18 protein-coding genes and 2 pseudogenes are annotated in these 21,672 nt (G+C 67.1%); 8 read left to right on the top strand and 12 right to left on the bottom strand.

The window, feature by feature from the left end:
• The first annotated feature begins 2 nt into the window (after nt 1-2).
• Nucleotides 3-494 carry a peptidylprolyl isomerase gene (locus NV1_RS24570; RefSeq protein WP_067895764.1) on the top strand — a complete coding sequence of 164 codons (492 nt, stop codon included), beginning with the start codon at nt 3-5 and terminating at the stop codon, nt 492-494.
• A 47-nt stretch (nt 495-541) separates the two neighbouring features.
• Here the strand turns inward: NV1_RS24570 and NV1_RS24565 are convergent, their stop codons facing one another.
• Nucleotides 542-1,036: a phosphoribosyltransferase gene (locus tag NV1_RS24565; protein WP_067895761.1), complete on the bottom strand. Its 495-nt coding sequence runs from the start codon at nt 1,034-1,036 to the stop codon at nt 542-544.
• 244 nt (nt 1,037-1,280) lie between these two features.
• A complete protein-coding gene (locus NV1_RS24560; protein ID WP_067895758.1) occupies nt 1,281-2,012 on the bottom strand; it encodes an SDR family oxidoreductase in 732 nt (243 codons plus the stop codon).
• Between the two features lie 207 nt (nt 2,013-2,219).
• Here NV1_RS24560 and NV1_RS24555 point away from each other — a divergent pair, with 207 nt between their 5' ends.
• Nucleotides 2,220-3,092 (top strand): helix-turn-helix transcriptional regulator, encoded by an 873-nt coding sequence (locus NV1_RS24555; RefSeq protein ID WP_067895755.1) that lies wholly within the window; start codon nt 2,220-2,222, stop codon nt 3,090-3,092.
• Here the strand turns inward: NV1_RS24555 and NV1_RS24550 are convergent.
• Nucleotides 3,030-3,740, bottom strand: a complete 711-nt coding sequence (locus tag NV1_RS24550) for a metal-dependent hydrolase (RefSeq protein WP_067895752.1) — start codon at nt 3,738-3,740, stop codon at nt 3,030-3,032. The two genes, NV1_RS24555 and NV1_RS24550, sit on opposite strands and share 63 nt — an antisense overlap.
• 407 nt (nt 3,741-4,147) lie before the next feature.
• Here NV1_RS24550 and NV1_RS24545 point away from each other — a divergent pair, with 407 nt between their 5' ends.
• Nucleotides 4,148-4,888, top strand: a complete 741-nt coding sequence (locus NV1_RS24545; protein ID WP_067895749.1) for an SCO6745 family protein — start codon at nt 4,148-4,150, stop codon at nt 4,886-4,888.
• Nucleotides 4,889-4,961: 73 nt separating this feature from the next.
• On the opposite strand, the gene NV1_RS24540 is transcribed toward NV1_RS24545, so the two are convergent.
• The 4 genes from NV1_RS24540 to NV1_RS24525 form a co-directional block, all read right to left on the bottom strand.
• A complete protein-coding gene (locus NV1_RS24540) occupies nt 4,962-5,936 on the bottom strand; it encodes an LLM class F420-dependent oxidoreductase (RefSeq protein ID WP_067895746.1) in 975 nt (324 codons plus the stop codon).
• A 124-nt stretch (nt 5,937-6,060) separates the two neighbouring features.
• Nucleotides 6,061-6,918, bottom strand: coding sequence for an MHYT domain-containing protein (locus tag NV1_RS24535; protein WP_245713897.1), 858 nt, complete (start codon nt 6,916-6,918; stop codon nt 6,061-6,063).
• A 76-nt stretch (nt 6,919-6,994) separates the two neighbouring features.
• Nucleotides 6,995-8,680 carry a hydrogenase maturation protein gene (locus NV1_RS24530; protein WP_067895743.1) on the bottom strand — a complete coding sequence of 562 codons (1,686 nt, stop codon included), beginning with the start codon at nt 8,678-8,680 and terminating at the stop codon, nt 6,995-6,997.
• Nucleotides 8,681-9,135: 455 nt separating this feature from the next.
• Nucleotides 9,136-9,738 carry a TetR/AcrR family transcriptional regulator gene (locus NV1_RS24525; protein ID WP_067896048.1) on the bottom strand — a complete coding sequence of 201 codons (603 nt, stop codon included), beginning with the start codon at nt 9,736-9,738 and terminating at the stop codon, nt 9,136-9,138.
• Nucleotides 9,739-9,859: 121 nt separating this feature from the next.
• On the opposite strand from NV1_RS24525, the gene NV1_RS24520 reads away from it, so the two are divergent.
• The 3 genes from NV1_RS24520 to NV1_RS42405 all read left to right on the top strand — a co-directional run bounded on the left by NV1_RS24520 (nt 9,860) and on the right by NV1_RS42405 (nt 14,427).
• Nucleotides 9,860-10,639 (top strand): alpha/beta fold hydrolase, encoded by a 780-nt coding sequence (locus NV1_RS24520; protein ID WP_067895740.1) that lies wholly within the window; start codon nt 9,860-9,862, stop codon nt 10,637-10,639.
• A gap of 9 nt (nt 10,640-10,648) precedes the next feature.
• Nucleotides 10,649-11,110, top strand: a complete 462-nt coding sequence (locus tag NV1_RS24515; protein ID WP_067895737.1) for a cupin domain-containing protein — start codon at nt 10,649-10,651, stop codon at nt 11,108-11,110.
• A 1,073-nt stretch (nt 11,111-12,183) separates the two neighbouring features.
• A complete protein-coding gene (locus tag NV1_RS42405) occupies nt 12,184-14,427 on the top strand; it encodes a DUF8320 family protein (RefSeq protein WP_157117332.1) in 2,244 nt (747 codons plus the stop codon).
• A gap of 81 nt (nt 14,428-14,508) precedes the next feature.
• Here the strand turns inward: NV1_RS42405 and NV1_RS45895 are convergent.
• Nucleotides 14,509-14,824 (bottom strand): annotated as a pseudogene (locus tag NV1_RS45895) (IS1380 family transposase); the annotation flags it as partial.
• Nucleotides 14,825-15,510: 686 nt separating this feature from the next.
• Between NV1_RS45895 and NV1_RS24500 the strand changes: the two are divergent.
• Together NV1_RS24500 and NV1_RS24495 are read left to right on the top strand one after the other, a co-directional pair.
• Nucleotides 15,511-16,254: an IPT/TIG domain-containing protein gene (locus NV1_RS24500; protein ID WP_067895731.1), complete on the top strand. Its 744-nt coding sequence runs from the start codon at nt 15,511-15,513 to the stop codon at nt 16,252-16,254.
• A 171-nt stretch (nt 16,255-16,425) separates the two neighbouring features.
• A complete protein-coding gene (locus tag NV1_RS24495) occupies nt 16,426-17,922 on the top strand; it encodes a beta strand repeat-containing protein (RefSeq protein ID WP_169813393.1) in 1,497 nt (498 codons plus the stop codon).
• Nucleotides 17,923-18,285: 363 nt separating this feature from the next.
• Here the strand turns inward: NV1_RS24495 and NV1_RS45890 are convergent.
• The 4 genes and pseudogenes from NV1_RS45890 to NV1_RS24485 form a co-directional block, all read right to left on the bottom strand.
• Nucleotides 18,286-18,487 (bottom strand): annotated as a pseudogene (locus NV1_RS45890) (transposase); the annotation flags it as partial.
• 664 nt (nt 18,488-19,151) lie between these two features.
• Entirely contained in the window at nt 19,152-19,658 is a 507-nt protein-coding gene (locus NV1_RS24490) for a dihydrofolate reductase (RefSeq protein ID WP_067895726.1), read from the bottom strand.
• Nucleotides 19,659-19,769: 111 nt separating this feature from the next.
• The gene (locus NV1_RS46615; protein ID WP_157117328.1) at nt 19,770-19,922 is read right to left on the bottom strand and encodes a hypothetical protein; all 153 of its coding nucleotides are present in this window, start codon (nt 19,920-19,922) and stop codon (nt 19,770-19,772) included.
• 228 nt (nt 19,923-20,150) lie between these two features.
• The gene (locus NV1_RS24485; RefSeq protein ID WP_067895724.1) at nt 20,151-21,116 is read right to left on the bottom strand and encodes a DUF5996 family protein; all 966 of its coding nucleotides are present in this window, start codon (nt 21,114-21,116) and stop codon (nt 20,151-20,153) included.
• Between the last annotated feature and the right edge of the window lie 556 nt (nt 21,117-21,672).

The raw sequence follows: 21,672 nt of genomic DNA, 5'->3' as shown, positions 1-21,672 counted from the left end.
CGATGACCACAGTGTTGTTGAAAACCTCAGCAGGGGACATCGCCCTGGAACTCGATGAGACCAAGGCTCCCAAGACGGTCACGAACTTTGTGGACTACGTCGAGTCGGGCCACTACGACGGCACGATCTTCCACCGGGTGATCCCCGGGTTCATGGTTCAAGGCGGTGGACTGACCGCCGATATGAGTCAGAAGCCCGCACCGAACAAGGTGGAGAACGAAGCGAACAACGGACTGCGCAACGACAAGTACACCGTCGCCATGGCGCGTACCTCCGACCCGCATTCGGCCAGCGCACAGTTCTTCATCAACACCGCGGGCAACGACTTCCTGAACTACCCGGGCCAGGATGGCTTCGGCTACGCCGTATTCGGCAAGGTGAGCAAGGGGGCGGAGGTGGTCGACGCGATCGAGAGCGTGACGACCACGTCCAAGGCCGGGCATCGCGACGTCCCGGTCGAGCCGATCACCATCACCTCTGCCCGGGTGGTCTAGGTTCGCGGAACGCGTCCTGGGGCCGCTTCGGGCGGCCCCAGGATTTCTCACGCCTCGACGACGCGCGGTGCGCGGGCCACTACCGGTGGCAGCACCGACCACGGAAAGTTGATCCAGCGGTCGGTGTGCCGCCACACGTACTCACACGAGACCTCCGAGCGCGGCTTCTGATAGATGACCGCGCAGCGCACCTCGGCCACCTTGTCGGCGCAGAAATCGCGCACCAGCCGAAGGGTTGCTCCGGTGTCGGCGACGTCATCGGCCACCAGCACCCGCGCACCCGCCAGATCCACCGCCGACGGCACCGGCGGCAACATCACCGGCATATCCAGCCGCTGATCCACTCCGGTATAGAATTCCACGTTCATGACGTGCAGATTCTTCACATCCAGCGCATACCCCAGCGCCCCGGCCACGAACAGCCCGCCGCGCGCGATGGACAGAATCAGATCGGGTTCGAAACCGTCCCGGGCAACCATCTCGGCGAGCTCCCGGCTCGCGGTGCCGAACAGTTGCCAATCGAGTTCCTCACGATCGCTCACGAGCCGAGACTAGCCCAGCCGGCGACGACGCCCGGCGGATATGTCGCGGCCGATCGCACGTCGGGTGAGCTCGCGGGTCGTGCGCCGCAGATCCGGAAGGGCGTCGCGGGAACGCGGCGGCATTCGGGCACTGCTCGGCGGGGAGACGGAGCGGGCCTGGCCGTGGCAGGCCACTTCGGAGACAGGCCGGTCATCGATGGTGGCGATCGGAACGTGCGGGCGACGGCCGCCGAGTATGGACTTGTCAGATCAAGCGGTGGCCGCCCTCGACGTGCAGGACGGTTCCGGTCATGAAGCGGTTGTTCATGATGGCGCGGAATGCGTCGGCGATATCGTCGGGGTGGCCGATCCGGCCCGCGGGCAGTCGTGCGGCCATGGCGGAGAGGCGTTCGTGCTTGGTGTCGGCGGCGAAGCTGTTCCAGATGGGGGTGTCGACCCAGCCGGGGGAGACGGCGTTGACGCGGATCGGCGCCAGTTCGAGGGCCAGGGCGCGGACGAGTCCCTCCAGTGCGGCGTTCACGGTGGCCACGACGGTACCGCCGACGGCCGGGCGGTAGGCGGCGATTCCCGAAGTGACGGTGAGGGTTTCGGTGAGCAGTGGCGCGGCGTACTTGGCGACGAGCCACGGGCCGAGCACTTTGGCCTCGACGACGGTTCGGGCGTCGGCGAGCGGCAGTTGGGCCAGCGGTCCGTATCCGGTGGACATGTCGGCGGCGGTGACGACGACGTGATCCAGCCGTCCGGTGTGCTCGACCAGCCACGGGCCGAACAGATCTCGGACCGAATTTTCACGGGTTATGTCCGCCTGGACGGTGCGCAGCCGGTCGGCGGCGAGTTCGGCGGAGACCGCGGCCAGCCGATCCCGGGACCGTCCGGCGATGGTCACCGCCTGCCCCTCGGCGAGCAGCCTGCGGGTCAACGCCAACCCCATACCGGAGCTGCCGCCGATGACGAGTGTGTGCGAAATATCGGTCATGACAACGACTCTGCGATTCGCGCCGTCGTCGCGGGAGACCGTGCGGGGCCTGGTCCCGGCAGGGCCACCTGGACGTGGTCCGTTCGGTCCGGTCGCTGGTGCGGTCCGTCGCCGCCAGGACTCGTCCGGCGCGTCGAGGATGGGGTGATCGCGGCCTGGCCCTGGTGGGGCCACCCTGGGACCCGGACGACGAGGCAGACTGGTCGGATGAGCGGACGCCGGGTGCTGGGGGACTTTCTGCGAGCGCGGCGGGGGCGGTTGCGGCCTGAGCAGGCCGGGCTGTCGGCGGGCGTGGGGCGGCGGCAGACGCCGGGGTTGCGACGGGAAGAAGTTGCGACGCTTGCCGGATTGAGCGTGGACTATTACACCAGGTTGGAGCAGGGAAGGGATACGAATCCGAGTCCGGCGGTACTGGATGCGCTCGCGAGGGGATTGCGGCTCGACGAAGACGAGCGGATGCACCTGTACGACCTGGCTCGGGCGGTGGCGGTGCGGCGGGCGATTCGGGATGTGCCCCGGCAGGCGCCGCGGCCGGGGATGCTGCTGCTGCTGGAATCGGTGCGGCCGACGCCGGGGCTGATTCTGGATCAGGCGAGTAACGTGCTCGCGACGAATCCGGAGGCGTTGCGGTTGCTCGAGGGTTTGGCGGATTTCGCCGCGGCGGAACGGAATCTGGTGCGATACGTGTTCACGCACCCCGCCGCGCGGTGGGTCTTCGAGGACCGGGACGCGATGACCGGCGATTGTGTGGCGCATCTGCGCACGGTGCAAGGGCGCGAACCGGATTCACCGTCGCTGCATGCTGTGGTGAGCGGATTATGTTTCGAGAGCGCCGAATTCGCGCATCTGTGGGCGCACTACGACGTGCGCACCAAACGCGGTGCGACGCGGGTCTTCCGGCATCGCGGGGTGGGCCGGTTGGCCCTGACCTCCGAAATCCTGACCGCACCCGACGGGCAGCGCTTCGTGGTGTTCCAGGCCGCGCCGGGCAGCCCGGACCACGATGCGATGACGCTGCTAGGGATGGTGGACGATGGTGTACCACAGCAGCGCGCAGGTGCCGGCGACGAAAAGTGGTGACAGGATCCACGTTTCGACCTTGTTGCCGGTGCGGTCGACGATCGGTACGCAGGTGCGGAGGGTGAATGGCCAGAACAGGCGGCAGCCTCGGTCGGTGAGGCAATCGCCGGCGAGGTGGGCCAGCGAGCCCAGGCCGACGGCGAACGGGAGCCAGGACGGTTTGTCGGCGATCCACTGGTCCATCGCGAAGGTGCCGGCCGCGGCCAGGATGATGATCGTGCTGTAGGACCGGAACCCGTGGCCGGACGGGCAGAGATTCAGCGCCCGGACCGCGAGTGCCAGCAGGAAGAACACCAGGCCGAGGGTGAACCAGCGGCGCAGCCAGTGCTCACCGGCCCAGGTGCCGGCGGTGACGGCGATGACGAAGGCGAACGAGTGGGTGGCGTGCCGGTGCCCGCCGGAGACCTCGGAGATCACCTTGCAGGCCATATGCGAAATCGGGCCGAGCACATGGGAAATGGTGCCGCTGGGATGATCGGCGTCGGGCAGCAGTGCCGCCCCCGCGGTGAGGAAGGTGCCCATCACCAGATCGACGGTGCCGATGTGCCCGGCCTGGATCGCCGGGAAGGTCAGAATCGAAAGCGGCAGCGCGGCAGCGGCTCCGGCCCACGCGAGAGCGCCGCTGGTCGCATGTGAATGTCCTAGCACCGCCTCGAGGTTAGCCGATCTTGATCATCGGGTGGCGAACGACCGTGGGCGAGCGAGGTTCAGCGGTCCCGCGCCACCGAATCGGCAGCGGCACAGGGCAGGTCAGGCGCGCACCGAGGCCGCGCCGCCGAGGTAGATGCGGCTGCGTCGACAGGCGGTGCGGGCGGGTGGCCTCGGCGGGAGAGGGCGCCCGGCGGGCACGAGTCCCGGGTAGTACCCGCGCTCGTGCAGGTCGACCTCGATCGGTTCGATGGGTGCCGAGCGCCGCGGTCCGGGGTCCGCGGGCAGGTGGGCGGACAGGTCGGGGGGAAAGTCCGCACCGCATTTCCGGCCGCCGGTCTGGCATTAGCTGACAATAGTGAGATACGCTCCGGGACAAGACGTTCGACAACGGAAGGGGACGCGCTGTGTCCACAGCCTCGGCGGTCAAGGTACAGATTCAGACGATCGGAGCGGGATTCATGTTCTCCCGCGAGGCCAAGGCGTTCGGTGCCGCGGCCGGAGCCACGGCGTTCCTCGGTCCGTATACGCGCGGGCGCGGCGGGGTCCTCGGCGATGTCGACGCCGACGTGGTGACCTCCGCGTTCGGCTTCTTCCCGGCCGAGACCATTCGCGCGGCATGGGAGTCGCTGGATATCCCCGCGGAGAAGGCGGCGGCCGGCTATCTGGGGGTCTGTCAGGATTTCGGGCGGCGCAAACTGGGCGGATTCGACCGTGCCGGACGGCTGGCCGAACTGCTGGCTCCCGTGGCCGCGGCAGCCGATCCGGCGGGTGCGGCACTGTTCGCGGGCTGGCGAGCGCTGCCGCTCGCGACCGATGATCCGGCCCGCGCGATGCAACTGATCCAGGTACTGCGCGAGTTGCGGGGCGGGCTGCACCTTCTGGCCGTGCGGGCCAGTGGGCTGACCCCGCAGCAGGCGGTACTCATCGGCGGCTCGCCGCGCAACAGCGGCGTCGATCAGGCACGCGAGTTCGGCTGGCCGGAGCCGTACCAGGAGATCACCCCCGAGTTGCGGCAGCGGTGGGAGGCGGCGGAGGCGCTGACCGACGAGTTGATCGCCCCCGCGTTCGCGGTCCTGGACGAAGGGCAGGGTGCGGAACTGGCCGAATTGCTCACGACCGCCGAGGGTTTGATCTACAACCGCTGAAGCGGTCGGAAGGTGGCCGCTCGTGGCGAATGCCACGGGTAACCACCTTGCCGCACAGGCGATTTCGCGCCGATCAACGCAGGGCCGGGATGACCTCGCGTTCGAACAGTTCGACACCGGAGGTGTCGTACGCGGCTTCGGGGAAGTTGACGATCGCGTATCCCAGGCCCAGATCCCGCAGCGCGCTGAGCTTTTCGGTGATCTGGTCGGGCGTGCCGTGGGTGATGGCCCTGTCGATCCAGCTGTCGGCCGCTTCCTTGCCCAGGACCGGCGCCAGGCGCGTGTGCAGTGTGGTGAGGCGGTCTTGGATCTCGGCCTCGGTCGCGCCGGTGACCACGGTGGTGTTGGCGCTACGCACGATCGCGTCGAAATCGGTGCCGACCTCGGCGCAGTGGCCGCGCAGCAGTTCGGATTTGCGCGCGAAATCCTCGCCGCTGAAATTGGTGTACTGCGCGTACTTCGCGGCGATCCGCAGCGTCACCTTCTCCCCGCCGCCGGCGATCCAGAGCGGAATTCCGCCCTCCTGCAACGGAAGTGGCCGCACGATCGCGCCGTCGACCTGATAGTGCTTACCGTCGAGCGTGGCCTCGCCGGTGCTCCACGCCTGCCGGAAGATCTGCACGCCCTCGTCCAGCCGGGCCAGGCGCTCACCGGCGGTGGGGAAGCCGTATCCGTATGCGCGCCACTCGTGTTCGTACCATCCCGCGCCGATGCCCATTTCGACCCGGCCGCCGGAGATGATGTCCACCGTGGCCGCGACCTTGGCCAAATAGGCCGGGTTGCGGTAGCTCATCGCGGTACACATCTGGCCGAGCCGGATGCGTTCGGTGCTCGCCGCGAACGCCGACATCAGCGTCCACGCCTCGTGGGTCGCCTCGGTGGTCGGCACCGGCACGGTGTGAAAGTGGTCGAACACCCACAGCGACTCCCAGTCGTCGTTGGCGTCGGCCCGGCGGGCCAGATCTCGCATCACCGTCCACTGTGCCGCGGGTTCGATGCCGACCAGATCGAGCCGCCAGCCCTGGGGGATGAAGATACCGAAGCGCACGGTCCAACTCCTTCGCGTCCGTGGGGTCCGGGATGGGCCCCGGCCGCGGCGGATCGCGCCGCGGTACCGGGTCCACTGTCGTGGGTCTGTGCCCGGTCGGCAACTTCGCGGGCCCCGGACCCGCTCAGTCGTCGCTCGGTGCGGCCCGCGGCCAGGAGCGGCCGCTGCTGGGCAGGGCGGCCGGATCGGTGGTCAGCACACGGGATTTCGCGGCGGCCGGGGTCGCGAGGGCGGCCTCCGCCTCCGCGCTGCCGCGCTCGTCCAGTTCGGCGACGCCGACCAGCACGACCAGCATCATGGTCACCAGCGTGACGGTCATGATCAGGGGCGTGAGCAGCTGCACCGGATCCACGCCGCTGCCGCCCATCGCCATATCGTGACCGGTGAGCCGGTCCGCGGACATCGAGGCCATTCCGGTGTAGTGCATACCGCATACGGCCAGCCCCATGATCATGGCCGCGCCGAACGTGGCCGACAGACCCTGCACATGCAGCATGAACCACAGCGCCGCGGTCGCGGCGACGACCGCGATGACCACCGACAACAGCACCACCGAGAAGTTGTAGTGCATCGCGACGTCCGCCCGCATCGCGAACATGCCCATGTAGTGCATGCCCGCGACACCGAGTCCGGTGACCGCGCCGCCGATCGGCAGTGCGAGGGCCTCGCGCCGCCAGCGTACGACCAGCGACAGTCCGACCCACACCACCACGATCGCGACGACCGCGCTGAGAAGTGTCAGCGGCAAGTTGTATCGGATGCTCGCCCCGTGAATGGAAAAGCCCAGCATGGCGGTGAAATGCATGACCCAGATGCCGGCGCCGCCGAGCGAGATCGCCGCGGCCACCAGCCAGCCGCCGGGACGTTTCGATTCACGGGCGTGGAAGGCGCATCGCAGTCCGAGCACCGAGCCGATGACGGACATGACGTACGCCAAAGCCGGGGTCACCCAGCCGTAGCTGAAGTAGTCGAGTTCTAGCACGTGACACTTCCAAACTTCCTGAACAAGCGATCTCGGGGACCATAGTTCAACTCGACGGGGATGTGAAGCTGATCGTTTACCCGAGTAGGTACGCCGGTGTGACCATCGGGCGGACGTTGTAGACGAAGTTCTGCCGCAGCTCGTGGTAGGACTCGTTCGGGGCGAAGAAATTGCGGTGCATCTGTGTCAACTCCTCTTCCCGATATGCGGCAAGGGGTTTGGCGGCCTCGTCGGCCGCGCGGCGTTGTTTCTTGGCCAGCAAACGCTCGGCCAGCTCCGGTGCGGCAGCCAGGGTGGTGGCCTCCTGCCGCGCCCAGGTCCAGAAGTCGTCGGCGGTGCCCGGGATCGCGCGGTCGGCCAGGCCCAGGGTCACCGCCTCGCGCGCACCGACCGGCAGCGGAGTGCTGGTGAGGCGGGCGGCCTCGGCGGCACCGACGCGACGCGGTAGTGAATAGGTCCAGTACTCCGAGCCGTACAGCCCCATCAGCCGGTAGTGCGGATTGAGCACCACCGACTCGCGGCACCAGACCTCGTCGGCGGCCAGGGCCAGCATCACTCCGCCGGCCGCGGCGTTGCCGGTCAGTGCGGAGATGACCAGTTTGTCGGTCGTGGTCAGGATGGCCTCGACCAGGTCGTCCATGGCCGTGATGTTGCGCCAGGACTCCTGCGCCGGATCGGCCGCGGCCTCGATGACGTTGAGGTGGATGCCGTTGGAGAAGAAGTCCCGGGCCGGGCCGAGGACCAGGACGTCCACCGGGCGGCGGGAGGCGTGGCGGTAGGCGTCGAGCAGCCGGCGGCACTGCCGGGTGTCCATCGCGCCTCCGGCGAAAGCGAATTCGAGGTAGCCGACACCGGCCTCCTCGCGATAACGCAGTTCGGACCAGGTGTCGCGCTCGGCGGCCTCGGCCGGGGTGATCGGCGCCTCGGGGACGTCGGTCAGTTCGGCGGCCAGCACGTCGGCGGCGGGGCGTTTGAAGGTGGCCGGGCCGCCGGGGACGCGGCGTGGACGCAGCTGCGGAATCCACACCGCCCCATCGACGGTCGCGCGGCAGATCGCGCCGTCGCGGGTGGCGATGACCGAGCCGGGCTCGCCACGCAGCCGGTCCTCGTGGTGGCCGCCGTGCACGAAGTACTCGCGTCCGAACAGCTCGTCCACGACGCCGGGCTGGGAGTCGGCGGCGCGCAGCTTGCGCAGGATCGCCGCGGTGCTCTCGGTCGACCAGTCGATTCGGCGGAACTGCTGCGAGTGGTACGGGCGCAGCTGTCCGCGCACGTCGGATCGCGAATAGTCCAGTGGTTCGGGCTCGTAGTCGCCGGCGAAACGTTCCACGGCCAGCAGTACCGCGCAAACGGCGGCGTCGGCGGCCTCGTTGCGGTACAGCTCGCTCTTTCCGCAGTCGGCGACGGGGAACGGGACGCTCGCCCAGATCGGGCCCGCGTCCATTTCGGCGACGGCCTGCAGGACGGTCACGCCCCATTCGGTGACGCCCTCGGAGATGGCCCAGTCCAGGGAGGACGGGCCGCGGTCGCCCATCGGTCCGGGATGCACGATCAGCACCGGGTACCGGGTCCAGACGTCCTCCGGGATCGCGGTGGTGAGCATCGGGGCCAGGATCAGATCGGGCCGGAAGGATTCCACGCGCGCTCGCAGCAGATCGTCGCTGAGGGCCAGTTCGACCCCGATGTCATGTCTTCCCCGCAGTTCGGTGTGAACGCGCTGGGTAAGACTGTTGAATGCGCTGGCGACCAGCAGGATGCGCACGGTGCTCCTCCATCAGGGATGTTTCGGGAACCGCACCACGAGCGGGTGGTGGTTCAGTCCGAAACTAGCCAAGTGAGGGCCCGGACGCATCTTTGCGAATGCCGTTGGGCATCCGATCCGACTGTAGGCCGTCGCGTTGAGTTGTGTTGGCCGACAAGCTATCCGAGCACGGCCAAGGCCGCATTCCGGACATTGGCTATCGGCAGGCTATCGGCAGGGTCGACGTGGGGTGGTTCGAATCGCATAGTCGAGGGCCGATGCGGTGAACGGTCTTCAGGACCGGTCGAGGGATTGGCATCCTGTCAGCAAGCGAATTTCGCCAGGTGTCGAGGCGGAGTTCGGATCCGGTGTTCAGAGGTGTGGACATCCGTGCGCGAGCGGGTCGGCCGCGCCCGGACGCTACGCGCGGGTAAAGGTTCGTGAACAGGGACTTTGGTCCTCGAATCGGCTGTGCGTCAACGCAATCGGGCCATTGTGATGCTGCGGGCCGTAGATACTACGCTTGCGATCGCTTCTTCGGAAGACATTCCGCACAGATCGGTGAGTGTGAAGAATGCCTCGGCACTCATCACCACGGCGAGGTCCTGACGCATTTGCGTCAGCGTCTCAGGAGTGAGGTTCGTCAGGGGGGCGAGGACGGCTTCGATGAGCCCGAGACGGTAGGCGGGGCGCAGGATTTCGGCCGGCCGGACGATGGCCGCGGCCATCGTCGCGCGCACCGCCGGGGCGTGGGTGTATACGTGCCGCAACAGGTATTCCGTCGCGTGGGCCACCCGTTCGGCCGGATCGGTGACCTGGGCGACCGGCGCCATGATCTGCTCCGCGCCCGGCCAGGATTCGTGCATCGCCTCGCGTAGCAGGGTGGCCAGGTCGGGGAAGTAGCGGTAGGCGGTGGCCTCGGAGACCCGTGCGGTCCGGGCGACCTCGGGCATGGTCACCTCGCCGCCGGCGTCGATGAGGGTGCGCGCCGAGTCGAGGATCGCGCGCCGGGTGCGCTCCTTCTGGTTCGTGCGGCCGCCGCGTGTCGCGGTCGATGTGGACTCGGCCTGTCGGGCCACCTCGCTCACCTCCGTAATCGGTCTATGCCGAGAGCATACTCTCTTCATGAGAGTTGACTTGCATAACGGTGGTGGCGGGTCTACGTTGATGAGAGTCCACTCTCACGAAGAAGGAGTCGCCATGGCCGAGTACGGCATTCGGGTTCCCGGCATCGGACCGGTACCTGTCACTGTGACCGAAACCGGTTCGGGCCCGGTTCATCTGCTGCTGCACGGCGGGGCGGGCCCGCAGTCGGTGCAGGAGTTCGCCGAGCGCTACGCACTGGCTCGATCGGTGCGGGTGCTGACCCCGGTGCACCCCGGCTTCGGCGGTACGCCCCGGCCCGAGGCGCTGGCCACGATCGCCGACCTGGCCAAGGTCTACCGCGCTCTGCTCGACGAACTCGGGCTGAACGAGGTGACCGTGATCGGCAATTCGATCGGCGGCTGGATCACCGCGGAGATGGCCGCCCAGGGCAGCGACCGGATCGCCGCCGCGGTTCTGGTCTGCGCGGTCGGGCTCGAGGTGCCCGGGGTGACCCCCGTGGACTTCTTCGGTCTGGGGCTGGACGAGATCGCCGACTACAGCTACTACCGGCCCGACGCCTTCCGGATGGATCCGTCCACCTTCAGCCCGCGGCAACTCGAGGCGATGGCCGCGAATCGCGTTGCGCTGCAGGTCTACGGCGGCGAGCGGATGGCCGATCCGTCCCTGACCGGGCGGCTGTCCGGGGTCGAGGTCCCGGTTCTGGTGCTCAGCGGCGTGAGCGATCGGATCGCGCCGCCGGAGGTCGGCCGGGCCTTCGCCGCTGCCATTCCCGGCGCCCGATACGAACTGCTGCCCGAGACCGGGCATCTGCCGCAGCTGGAAACCCCCGATCAGCTGGTGACGGCCCTCGCGGCTTTCGCCGACGGAAAGTAGGCAGAGGTCATGACAGAGGTACTGATCACCGGACAGGAGAACGCCGAGGTCGCACTGACCGGCCCGGTCGTGCTGCGAATTCTGGAAGACGGCAGCGCCACCGGCCACCGGCTCGGGGTCGCCGAGATCGAGGTCGCCCCGCACACCCAGGGGCCACCGCAGCATCGCCATGCCCGCCACGACGAAGGGTTCTACGTCGTCTCGGGAACCGTGCGCTTCACCGTCGGCGCCACCGACCACGATGTGCCCGCGCGCACCCTGGTCATGGTCCCGCCCGGCGCACCGCACACCTTCGCCAACCCCTTCGACGAACCCGCGGTCATGCTGAACACCTTCACCCCCGACCTGTACGTGCAGTACTTCCGCGACCTGCGCGCCATGATCGAAGCGGGCGAGCCGATGACCCCGGAGAACGTCGTCGAGGTGATGGCGCGTTACGCGACCACACCGGTCGAGGATCATCGGCACTGAGCCCGAACCTGGTGTCGCCGAGAGGCTTCCGGAGTGGATTCGGCTGATGTTGTAAAGCTGTGCGGCGCCGCATATTTCAACTCTGTTCGTACGGAACTCGGAATCGTCCCGCCCGGAGCGTGGGCCGTCGGATACTCCCTGATTGCGATCCGGTCATCGGAATCGCCGCCCGCATACCGGTCTGGGCGAGGTTCGCGAGCGGCGGGACGGTCGGGGTCTCGCCGCCTCGGGCTGGACGTCACCGCGAGCAGAGGTCCTGTGCGGCGCAAGATGTGTCGTCGCGGAGCCGGTTCCGGGCGTCCGGCGCGAACCGGCCCGGCGCAACACGGCTCGACATCCCCGCCCGGCCGCAACGCCGGATAGCGGCATACAGCTTCACCTTCGACCGACGCGACGACACGTCCAACTCCTCTGCGCCCTTGTCGGCAGCACAGATCCTTGCAACACAACCCCCGACGTGGTGTCGAAATTCGCTGGTTCCAACATCTTCGGAAAACAGGCGACGTCGATGTTCACCTGCACACGTTGCCGGCATTCACCTGCATGTGGTGGGAGCGTTGTAATCCAGCCGATACGTGATACGTCGATGGATCTTTATTCCGCCCCGGGTTGTCGGCTCCTGCAGAGGAATTCACGCAAACCCGCGTGGCCGAGTTTTCCGGGCCGAGTAGCCGTTCTCCGACCACGGCGGAAATACCGCGCAGGATTCGACTTTCGGCATCCCGGAGGTCGAACTCGGCCTGGTCGCCGTCGGTGGCAGTGCGCTGCGCCCGGCACAGCGGATTCCCGGTGTCCCCGCCACGATTGTTGCCGGGGCGGTGAGAGTCGGCACCTCCGGCACAATATCTCTGTGCGACACATTAATTCGTGTTCGTGGGACGGCCGGAATCGCCGTCGCCGACGATTTGTCTCACGCGGATGATATGTTGTGTCGGCGTCCGGACTCCACCGAGGTGCGATGCCGAAATACAGGGGCCGGGGATCCCTCGGATGGAGTTCTCGCCGAGCAGGGGGCATGGGTCCGGACGGGTTGACCGATGCGCGAACGCAGGCGCATGGGCGATGATGGGGGCGTGGGATGGAATCCGAGGCAGTGGGGTGCTGCTGTTCGGGATCTCCTGGTTCGGGGCGAGATGGTTCGCGGGGGACAGGCCGAGGCGCGGGCGCGGCGGGCGCTCGGATTCGCCGCAGGGGTGGGTGTGGTGCTGTGGGTGGTGACCCATACGCAGGTGATAATCGCCCAGGACCGGATGGTGCAGGCGTGGTGGACCCCGGCAGTGGTGGCTGGGCTGCTGATCACCGGAACCGGGCTGGTCGCGGCGTCGCTGACGGTCGGGGGCCGGGCAGTCGGCCTGCTCGCGGGCTGGCTCGCGATCGTGATGCTCGCCGCGCTGTTGACGTTGCCGATCGCCGGGCGCTACAGCTGTTTCGGTCCGTCCGGCACCTGGATTCCACCGCTGGTGGCGGCGACCGCGGTGGCGGGCGTACTGGCCTGGCGGCGGTGGTGGCCGGTCTATCTGCTGGTGTCGGGGGTGATCGCCGCCGTCATCGACGCATACGTGTCCGGCGGCACCGGAATCCACGCCGTCGCCGAGGATCTCGTGCGTACCTGGGGTGTGCAGGGGTTCTTGACCTGGACCGCGGCGCGTCTGCTGGCCGCGGCGATCGAGTTGGACGCTGTGACCGCGATAGTGGTGCGGCAGGCGACCGTGGCCGCGGGCGCCGAGGCCACCGACCGGGAACGCACCCGGTTCGCCGGGCTGATCCACGACAACGTCCTGGCCACCCTGCTCGATGCCGCCCGCGACGGCAGTGCCGAGCGGTTGCGGCGCTCGGCCCGGCGTACCCTGCGCCAGCTCGACACCAGCCCCCATGAACACCGCGTCGAGGACACCGACGGAGTGCGGGAGGCGATCGAGGTGCTGCGCGCGGAGGCGGCGGAGCACGGCATATCCGTGACGATCGACCTCGCGAACCGGGCCCGCGCGCTGCGTATACCGCGCGAGGTGACCACCGCGCTGGCCGGTGCGCTGGGTGAGGCGGCGCGCAACAGCCTGCGGCATGCCGCGCCCGACGGACGCGCGGTCGCCCGGGTGGTGCGGATCGCGGTGGACGAAGGCGGGATTGTCGTGCGAATCATCGACAACGGAGCCGGATTCGATGTCGAGCGGGTGAGCGTGGAACGGCTGGGCGTTCGCCAGAGCATTCTGTGGCGAATGCGGTGCCTGCGAGGCGGAAAAGCGGAGATCGAGTCGTCGCCTGGCGGCGGGACGACGGTGACGCTGCGATGGACCCACACCGATCCGCGAGAGCCCCGCCCGCCCGCGCTGATCGGCGTGCGGGGCCTGTCCGGAGTCGTGATGATGGCGCTGTTGTGCTGGGCGGTGGGCATGCTGCTGCTCGGGTATGTGCGCGGCGGTGATCCCGTCGTGGCCTACAGCGGCTTCGGCCTGGTCGCCGCGGCCGGTGCGGTGGTGCTGATACCCCGGGACGACCCGCTGCCCGCGGCGGCGACCTGGTCGGTGGTCGCGGTGGGTCCGCTGGCCGCGTTCATCGTCAACCTGGGCCCGCGCGCGGCGCACCACGCCGTCTGGGTCATCGTCGCCTACTCGTATGTGCTTGCGCTGCTTGCGATTCGGGGCCGGGTCGCGGCGACCTGCGTCGCGCTGCTCGCGGCCGGCGTCGCCTACGAACTCGGGGGCGGTTCGCAGGGGGCCGCGCTGAACGGCACGGCCGTCGCCGGGGCGACCGTCCTGGCCGCGGCCGCGTTCACCCTCTACATGCGGCCCATGCTGCGCTCCTATCACGGGGCCCGCGCGGATATCGCCCGGCATGCCGGAGCGGAGGCCCGCGCGGCGGCACAGAGCCGCGAACGCCGCAGTCAGATGGCCTATCTGTCGCGCACCGCCCGCCCGATGCTCGAATACCTGGCCGCGGGTAACACGCTGAGTCCGCAGCAGGTGCGCGAATGTCGTTTGCTCGAGGCCGAATTGCGCGATCGGCTGCGCGCGCCCGGCCTGGCCGATCCGGCACTGGTTCGCGCCGCGCGCGCGGCCCGCACCCGGGGCGTGCGGCTGACCCTGCTCGATGACGCCGGACCGGGCCCCGAGGACCGCGAGTTGCGTGCCGCGATCGTGGAAACCGCTGTGTCGTACCTGGATTCGGTGACTCAGGGCCGTGTAACGGTCCGGGTCCTGCCGCCGGGCCGCGGCTGCGCCGCCACGATCGTCATCGTCGAGCCGGACACCTACCGCCGGGTGGAGATCGACGCGGCGGGTGTGCCTTCGGCTACCACCGAACCGGTCGCCGCGGGCTGAGCGACCGGCTGGCGCGGGCTCAACCCAGATGTCTGTCGAGCTCGTCGGTTGTCAGGTCTCCGGACTCACCGGGGCGGTTCACACCAGCCGATTGTTGGCGTCGATGTCGTGATCGGGGGCGTCACCGGCGGCTGGCTTCCACGCACGCACCCGCGCCTGGACACGAGCAGAAGCGATGGCGGCCAATGCTTTCGGCGCATCAGCGGCCAGCGTGGTGATCGGCCGCGACACTGTCGGATCCGAGGTCAGCGAACACACCTGGTTCTGCCCGCATCACCGAGATATCCCCGGCACAGTCACCACCGACCGCGACCGAGATCGCCAGATCCATCGCGATCTTGCCGGGATTATGGACCGCGAGGGGTTTGTGCCACGGGGACAGGGCTTTCGACAATCCCAGTGGGGGACAGGGCGTGATAAGAGGCATGGTGGTCTCCCTTTACTCTTGCGCTGATCGTTTCTTCTGCTAACGCGTGGTTGCCAAGGTTGGGTTGTGGCTCGCTACTTCCAGTAGTGCTCCGAGATGGGCTGCCCGGCAATGCATCTGTCGTCCGTTATCGTCCGTCTCAGATTCCCGCGCGTGTCGAGGTAGGTGGAGACTCCGGGCCATGGCCCACAACCACTTACGCAACTGGTCAGTTGTCGACACCACCAGAACCGTATTTGGATAGTGCTGGGCCGCATAGGTTTCCGATGCGATCGCCGACATCTGGAAACTTGCTGACATTACCGGCGGCTACGGCCTCGGCACCAGCCCGCTGGCCGAACAGACCCACCTCTACCGCGGCACCGGTGCTGCACATCGTTAGGGCCGGTTAGCCAGCACCGCTGAAAACCAACCACAGCACCCAGGTTCGAGCATCATGATCTTGCGTTCGGGCGGTTGCCCCAACCGCGGCGCCGCGACACCGACTGTCGAGCCAACCTCTTCCCTGCGGCAGAAAGCGATCCGGAAAACGAACAGAACCGAACCAGCAAAGACGTTGTCAGGCAACCGGTTCGAGGTCACTAATGGAAAGGGCGGGCCGCCAACGCAATCCGGCATCATCACCCGGATAGAGCATTCGAGCAGGAGGCTTTGCCATGCCTATTTCACCGAATCAGGGGTCGACCGGAGGCGGGACCACCGTCACCATCACCGGCACGAATCTCAGCGGCGCCACCGCGGTGCATTTTGGTTCCAAGTTGGCCACGATCACCGCCAACACGGCCACATCAGTCACGGTGACATCTCCGTCGGGGGCCGGCGCGGTCGGTGTGACCGTGGCCACTCCGGGAGGGACCAGCAGTCCCTTGTCATTCTTCTACGTCGGAGCACCGTTCAAGGCCACCCTGTCTCCGGTCTCCGGTGTGACCGCGGGCGGTAACACGGTGACTATCGCCGGAACCGGTCTGTCGACCGCCACTTCGGTGAGCTTCGGCGCCAACTCTGCTGCCCCGACAGTGGTCAACGACACCACATTGACCGTGGTCGTACCCGCAGGCACGGCGGCCGGGTCGGTGGGCGTCAGTGTCATCACTGCGGGCGGAACCAACAACGGCCTGTCGTACACCTATGTCGATGCACCTACCGTCACCTCGGTGTCCCCGACTTCTGGTCCGACTTCCGGCGGTACCGCAGTGACCATCACCGGCACCAATCTCACAACCACACAATCGGTCACAGTTGGTGGTGCCACGGCGCCATTCTCGGTCATCTCCGATACCGAGATCTCCGCGGTCACCCCAGCGGGAACCGCTGGCGCCGCCGATGTCGTGGTTACGACCAGCGGGGGCAGCGTGACCGATACCGGCGCCTTCACCTACGTCGCCGCACCTGGGATCTGACGTCGTCCGGGTCGTAAATCAGCGGCCATCCGATGACCCCACGCCGTCCTCGGGTAGACAAGCTCCCGTCTTTCTGCCCGGGGCCGGCACCCGTCCCACCGCCATCCCCTGCGCCGAATGCTCGGTCCCCCGACCAGATCGGGTTGTGGCACGCTGTCCAAGGAGATGTTCATGTCCCCGACCATTACTTCCTTGTCCCCGACTGCAGGCCCCGCCGCAGGGGGTAACAGCGTCACCATCACCGGTACCGGGTTCACCGGACCTGCAACGGTACGATTCGGCGGCACCGCAACCACATTCACCATCGCCTCCACCACCCAGATCACCGCCATCGCCCCTGCCGGCACCGGCACGGTGCAGGTCACCGTCACCACTTCGGCCGGAACCAGCAACGGGGCCGCCTACACCTACTCCGGAACACCGTCCCTGACCAGCGTGAGTCCAGGCCAAGGACCCACCTCGGGCGCAAACACGGTCACCCTGACCGGCACCAACCTCACCGGCGCCACCGCGGTCACCTTCGGCACCACCGCCGCCGGGTCGTTCACCGTGGTCTCGGCTACTCAGATCACCGCTGCAGCCCCTGCCGGGACGGGGACGGTGCAGATCACCGTCACGACGGCGGGTGGGGTCAGCAACGGTGTCGGCTACACCTACGTCCCGGTTCCGTCTTTGACCGGTGTGAGCCCGAATTCAGGCCCGCCGGCCGGTGGCACCACGGTCACCTTGACCGGCACGAACCTGGCCGGTGCCACGGCAGTGACCTTCGGCACCACCGCCGCCGGGTCGTTCACCGCGGTCTCGGCTACCCAGATCACCGCTACAGCCCCTGCCGGGACGGGGACGGTGCAGATCACCGTCACGACCGCGGGTGGGGTCAGCAACGATGTCGGCTACACCTACGTCCCAGTGCCCTCCTTGATCAGTGTCAGTCCGAACCAGGGACCCACCTCGGGCGGAAATGCAGTCACCCTGACCGGCACGAATCTCACCAATGCCACCAGAGTCACCTTCGGCACCACCGCGGCGGTGTCGTTCACCGTGGTGTCGGCCACTCGGATCACGGCAGTGGTCCCGGTAGGGGGTGCCGGGGCCGTCGGTGTCACGGTCGTCACCCCGGGCGGCGCCAGCACCCTGCTCAGCAGCTACTTCTACCTCAACATCCCTGCCCTCGCCGAGGCCGCCCCGACCTCGGGTCCGCTCGCGGGCGCGAACACCGTCACCCTGACCGGCATGAATCTCACCGCTGCCACAACGGTGATGTTCGGTACCACCGCCGCAACGTCGTTCACCGTGGTCTCGGCCACCCAGATCACCGCCACAGCACCCGCCGGGACAGGCACCGTGCAGATTACCGCCACCACACCGGGTGGAGTCAGCAACGCAGTCCCCTATACCTACTTGATGGCACCTACCATCACGGGACTGAGCCCGAACCAAGGACCTACCACCGGCGGCAACACCGTCACCATCACCGGCACCAACCTCGCCCAGACCACCACAGTGCTATTCGGCACCACACCCGCGGCGTTCACCGTCGTCTCCAACAGCCAGATCGTCGCTATCGCCCCTGCGGGAGCTGGCGGACCTGCCAATGTCACCGTCACCACCCCAGGCGGCATCAGCACAGCAGCGACCTACACCCGAGTCGCCCCACCCACCATCTGATCCTTCGGCCCGCGGCCATGGAGACTGTCCGAAATCCGGCTGTCCCCAATTTCGGTGACAACGGGCAGGGTCGCCGGTCCGTGCAAGTTGTGAATGCGCCTGTGGGCATGGTGTTTTCGGGTCACCACCATATGGACGACCTCCGGCTGGGGCACGGTTACCCGGATAGGTTGGGAGTGCCGCCCTCGCGGCCGCATTCATCGCTTTGACCGCTGCCACGTCGATGACCTGATCATCGTGACCGACCTGTTCACCAACCGCAGAAATCACCCGTCGTCCCTGGCCGCACCGCGACTACGTTGCCGGCGCCGGACCGGCTAGGGCAATTCATCGACCTCGCCCGGCCGATCGGGGTGATCATGACCGACAGCGAGCCGCACGCAATTCCGCCGACTCCGCCGATGGTTTGCCTGGTCGCAGTCCGTGGTCGATGGCATCCTGGCGCAACCATTTCGACAACGTGACCGGATGGACCGAGCTCGACTGCGGTTTGTTCGGCCGGTTTGCCTGCCCGGACCAGAGCGATGGCTCGGGTCCGGAATTCGGTGGGACAAGCGCGTGGCACGCGAGGCAGCCTTTTCGGTAAGACTGTCACTCAGCAACCCGAGACGGAACCCAACCGGTGGGGCAGGTCAGTTCATCGCAGGCCACGAATTCCGTGTCAGCCCGCAGGCTGACCGGTAGTGGATGGCCCACTATCACGGACGCTAATTGAACGGCGCTGTGACCGCTCTGGTGTTCGAGGTTCACCGCGGGGTGTGGGCACCGAGTTGACAGGATTGAAGAGCCGTCGTTCAAGGAGGGCAGCACGAAGGCATGCGATTCGTCGTTCCGGCCCGCCACAATCGCGGTGGAGTAATCGATGCCAAGTCAAACTTGGCGCTGATGCGTTCGGGCTGGTTCTCGACGTGGGCTGGATCGAAGGCGATGACGGCCGAGGTGCCTGATCCTGCCGCGATCACGAGGCGGTAGCCGACACGGGCACCGAAGCTCTCGGGTGACCGTAGCGTGCACAGCGAATTGATTCCCCGATGATGGGGCGAGACACTGTATTTCGAGATCCGTGCCGGACTGTATCGGGTTCCGATCTCAGGACGATGGCCTTTGCCTCGCGCCACCGTCCAGCGAGTTCGTCACCTGTAAGGAGCTCACGGAACAGATGTCTGCCACGAACGTGACACGATGGCAGATGCCGGTCGCCGCGGGCTGAGCGGCCAGCTCGCGGGGATCTATTTCCTTGCGTAACTGCGGAACTGGAAGCTGTTCTCGTCGTTGATCGAGCGGGTGCGTCCGGTGGTGAAGGCGAGTACGAACTGCGGGGGGATTTCGGGGGCGTAGGCGTCGCCGGTGACTTTGGCGTCTACTTCGGTGACTACAATAACTGTTGCGAATTCAATTGTGGCGGCGAAGATTTCAGCGCCGCCGAGGATCCAGACTTCTTCGGGGTCGGTGATCGCGAGGGCTTCGTCGACCGAGCCCGCGCGTTCGGCGTCCGGGGCGAACCAATCGGGATTGCGAGTGATGACTATCGTGCGGCGGTCGGATTCGGCATGTGCTTCTTCGGGGAGCGCGTCCCAGGTGCGGCGACCCATGATGATGGTGCGGCCGCTCGTGACGTCCTGGAAGTGCTGTACATCCTCGGGGATCTGCCACGGGATGCTGCCGTCCGCGCCGATGACGCGGTCGGGGGTCTGAGACCAGATGAGCCCGATCGTGCGCTTGCTGTGCTCGGTCATACGCGGTCACCACCTTCGCTCGACTGGATTACCTCTGCTGACTGCCTCGTCGATCGTCCGGCCGGTCACCCCGGTGATGCGCGAATCGCGCCGGTCCTGGTGGTTGCGCGCTCACCACCACTTCCGGATCGGTCGCATCGCCCGGCCCAGCGCGGGCGCCAGGGATCGCGAGTAGTTCGCGGTCAGGTGATGTTCGTCGTGATAGATGAGGATATTGCCTGCGGAGACCGGGCAGGTGTTCGCCGCGCAGACCGCGTCGGTCATATCCAGGGGGAAGACGTTCGGGAATCTCGCGGCGGGCTCGGTCTCGGGTTTACCGCCACGGTGTGCCGCGGGTGGCCACCACGGTCAGGCCGCGATCGGTCAGCCGGGACCACACGTCCAGATAGTCCTGCAGAGTTTCGTCGCGGTCGGGAGTGGCATCGAGGGTGGCCTATGGACCCGACTTCGTGTCCGACTGATCGGTCCGCCACAGGAGCTGTTGCCATTGGCTCAGCGCAGTGACCAGGGCGCCGCAGCTCGCTTCCGGGACCACCGCTGCGGATCGCATTCGAGCATGTTTCGGTCCCAATGGCCGAGTTCGGCTGCGGCCTCATATGTTTCGCGCAGGAATTCGGCCACCAGCGCGTTCGGATCCTCCGCGGTACGCACCGTTTCATAGGGTAGGACGAATTCGCCCAGGTCGGAGTCGTAGGCTGCGCCGGGCACATGCAGCCGACGTTCACGGTAGCCCTCGGGTTCGGGATAGGAGTAAGCGTAGAACGCGCCTTCCGCGCCGCCGCCGGGCCAGAATCCGCAGCTGCTCAGCTCGTGGGAATAGCCCTCCACCATTACCCAATCGGCACAGTGTGGTGCACCGCCGCCGTGTTCGGGCGCGGTTCGTCCCGAAAAGCGGGTGCAGGCCAGATCCATTGCACCCCAATAGAAATGCACCGGACTGGATTTTCCGGTGAAGGCGGAACGGAACTCGTTGAGTAGCCGGTTGGCGTGCACGAGCTGCCGCCAGAACGTCTGCACGGATTGTGGATCGTAGGAGGTGTGCCGGGTGTCCTCGGCGAACGGAATCGACGGATCGACTTCATTGGGGCGGCCCTGAATTCGAGTCTCTAGCCCCAGCTCCTCGAGGGCTTGCATGGTTTCGGTGTAGAACTGTGCCACCGATTTCGGCGCGAGCGGCACGCTGCGAGTGTCGCCGTTGTCGGACCGGATCACCAGTCGGTGCGCGACGAAGTCGAATTCGATATCGAAGAGCCGATCGGCGTAGGGGATCGAAGAAGTCGTCAGCCCGCGCGGGCTCACATAGAGGGTTACCTGCCACCAGTGATTCAGCAAGGGTGCGTGTGCGAGCCGGATCTTGCCTACCACCTGTATCCACATGTGCAGGGTTTCGCGGGTATCGGTCCAGTCCGCCACTCGCAGCCGCGGCCACGCCGTGGTGGAAGTCGTCGTCTCCGACATATCAGTGATTCCCCTCGTCCTCGGTTTCGATTCAGGTCCGGAATCGGTGGAACGCTATGACCTCAGCGAGTGAACTTTCATCGCGACGCGATAACCACCGCCGTTGAAGAATGTCCACCTGGCCTGCATGTTTTTATTGCCGATCGTGGGCTTCGGGTATCACATACCATAGCTCGCACCGCCGCCCAGCCGACAGCAATGCATCGGCAACAGCCCGCTCCGTCCATTTGCCGCGTCGGCACTCCCGGCGACAGCGTGATCAGCGGCTGGATCACCGATCCGCAGGCCCTCGTGCGACCCTGCTGGCCGGCGCGGCCGCCCGCCTGGCCGCGACCGCGATCGCCCCGCCCGGGGCCGCGCGCCCCAGCCTCGCCCCCGTCACCTGACGCGGCGTCGCGGATTCTTGTGGTACGACATTGGGGAGCGTGACGCGAACGAGGTTAGCAGCCAAGCGTTTTCGTCGGCGTCCGCTCAGCTGTCCCTCATGATGTGCTGCGGCATAACCGATTTCGCCAACTGCGCTTCGAAAGCAGCACGCACGCATCCGCATGAATCA

The sequence above is a fragment of the Nocardia vaccinii NBRC 15922 genome, from assembly GCF_001613305.1.
Lineage (GTDB): Bacteria > Actinomycetota > Actinomycetes > Mycobacteriales > Mycobacteriaceae > Nocardia > Nocardia vaccinii.
Note: the sequence above shows the minus strand (reverse complement) of the source record. Positions and strands in the feature narration are given on the sequence as shown.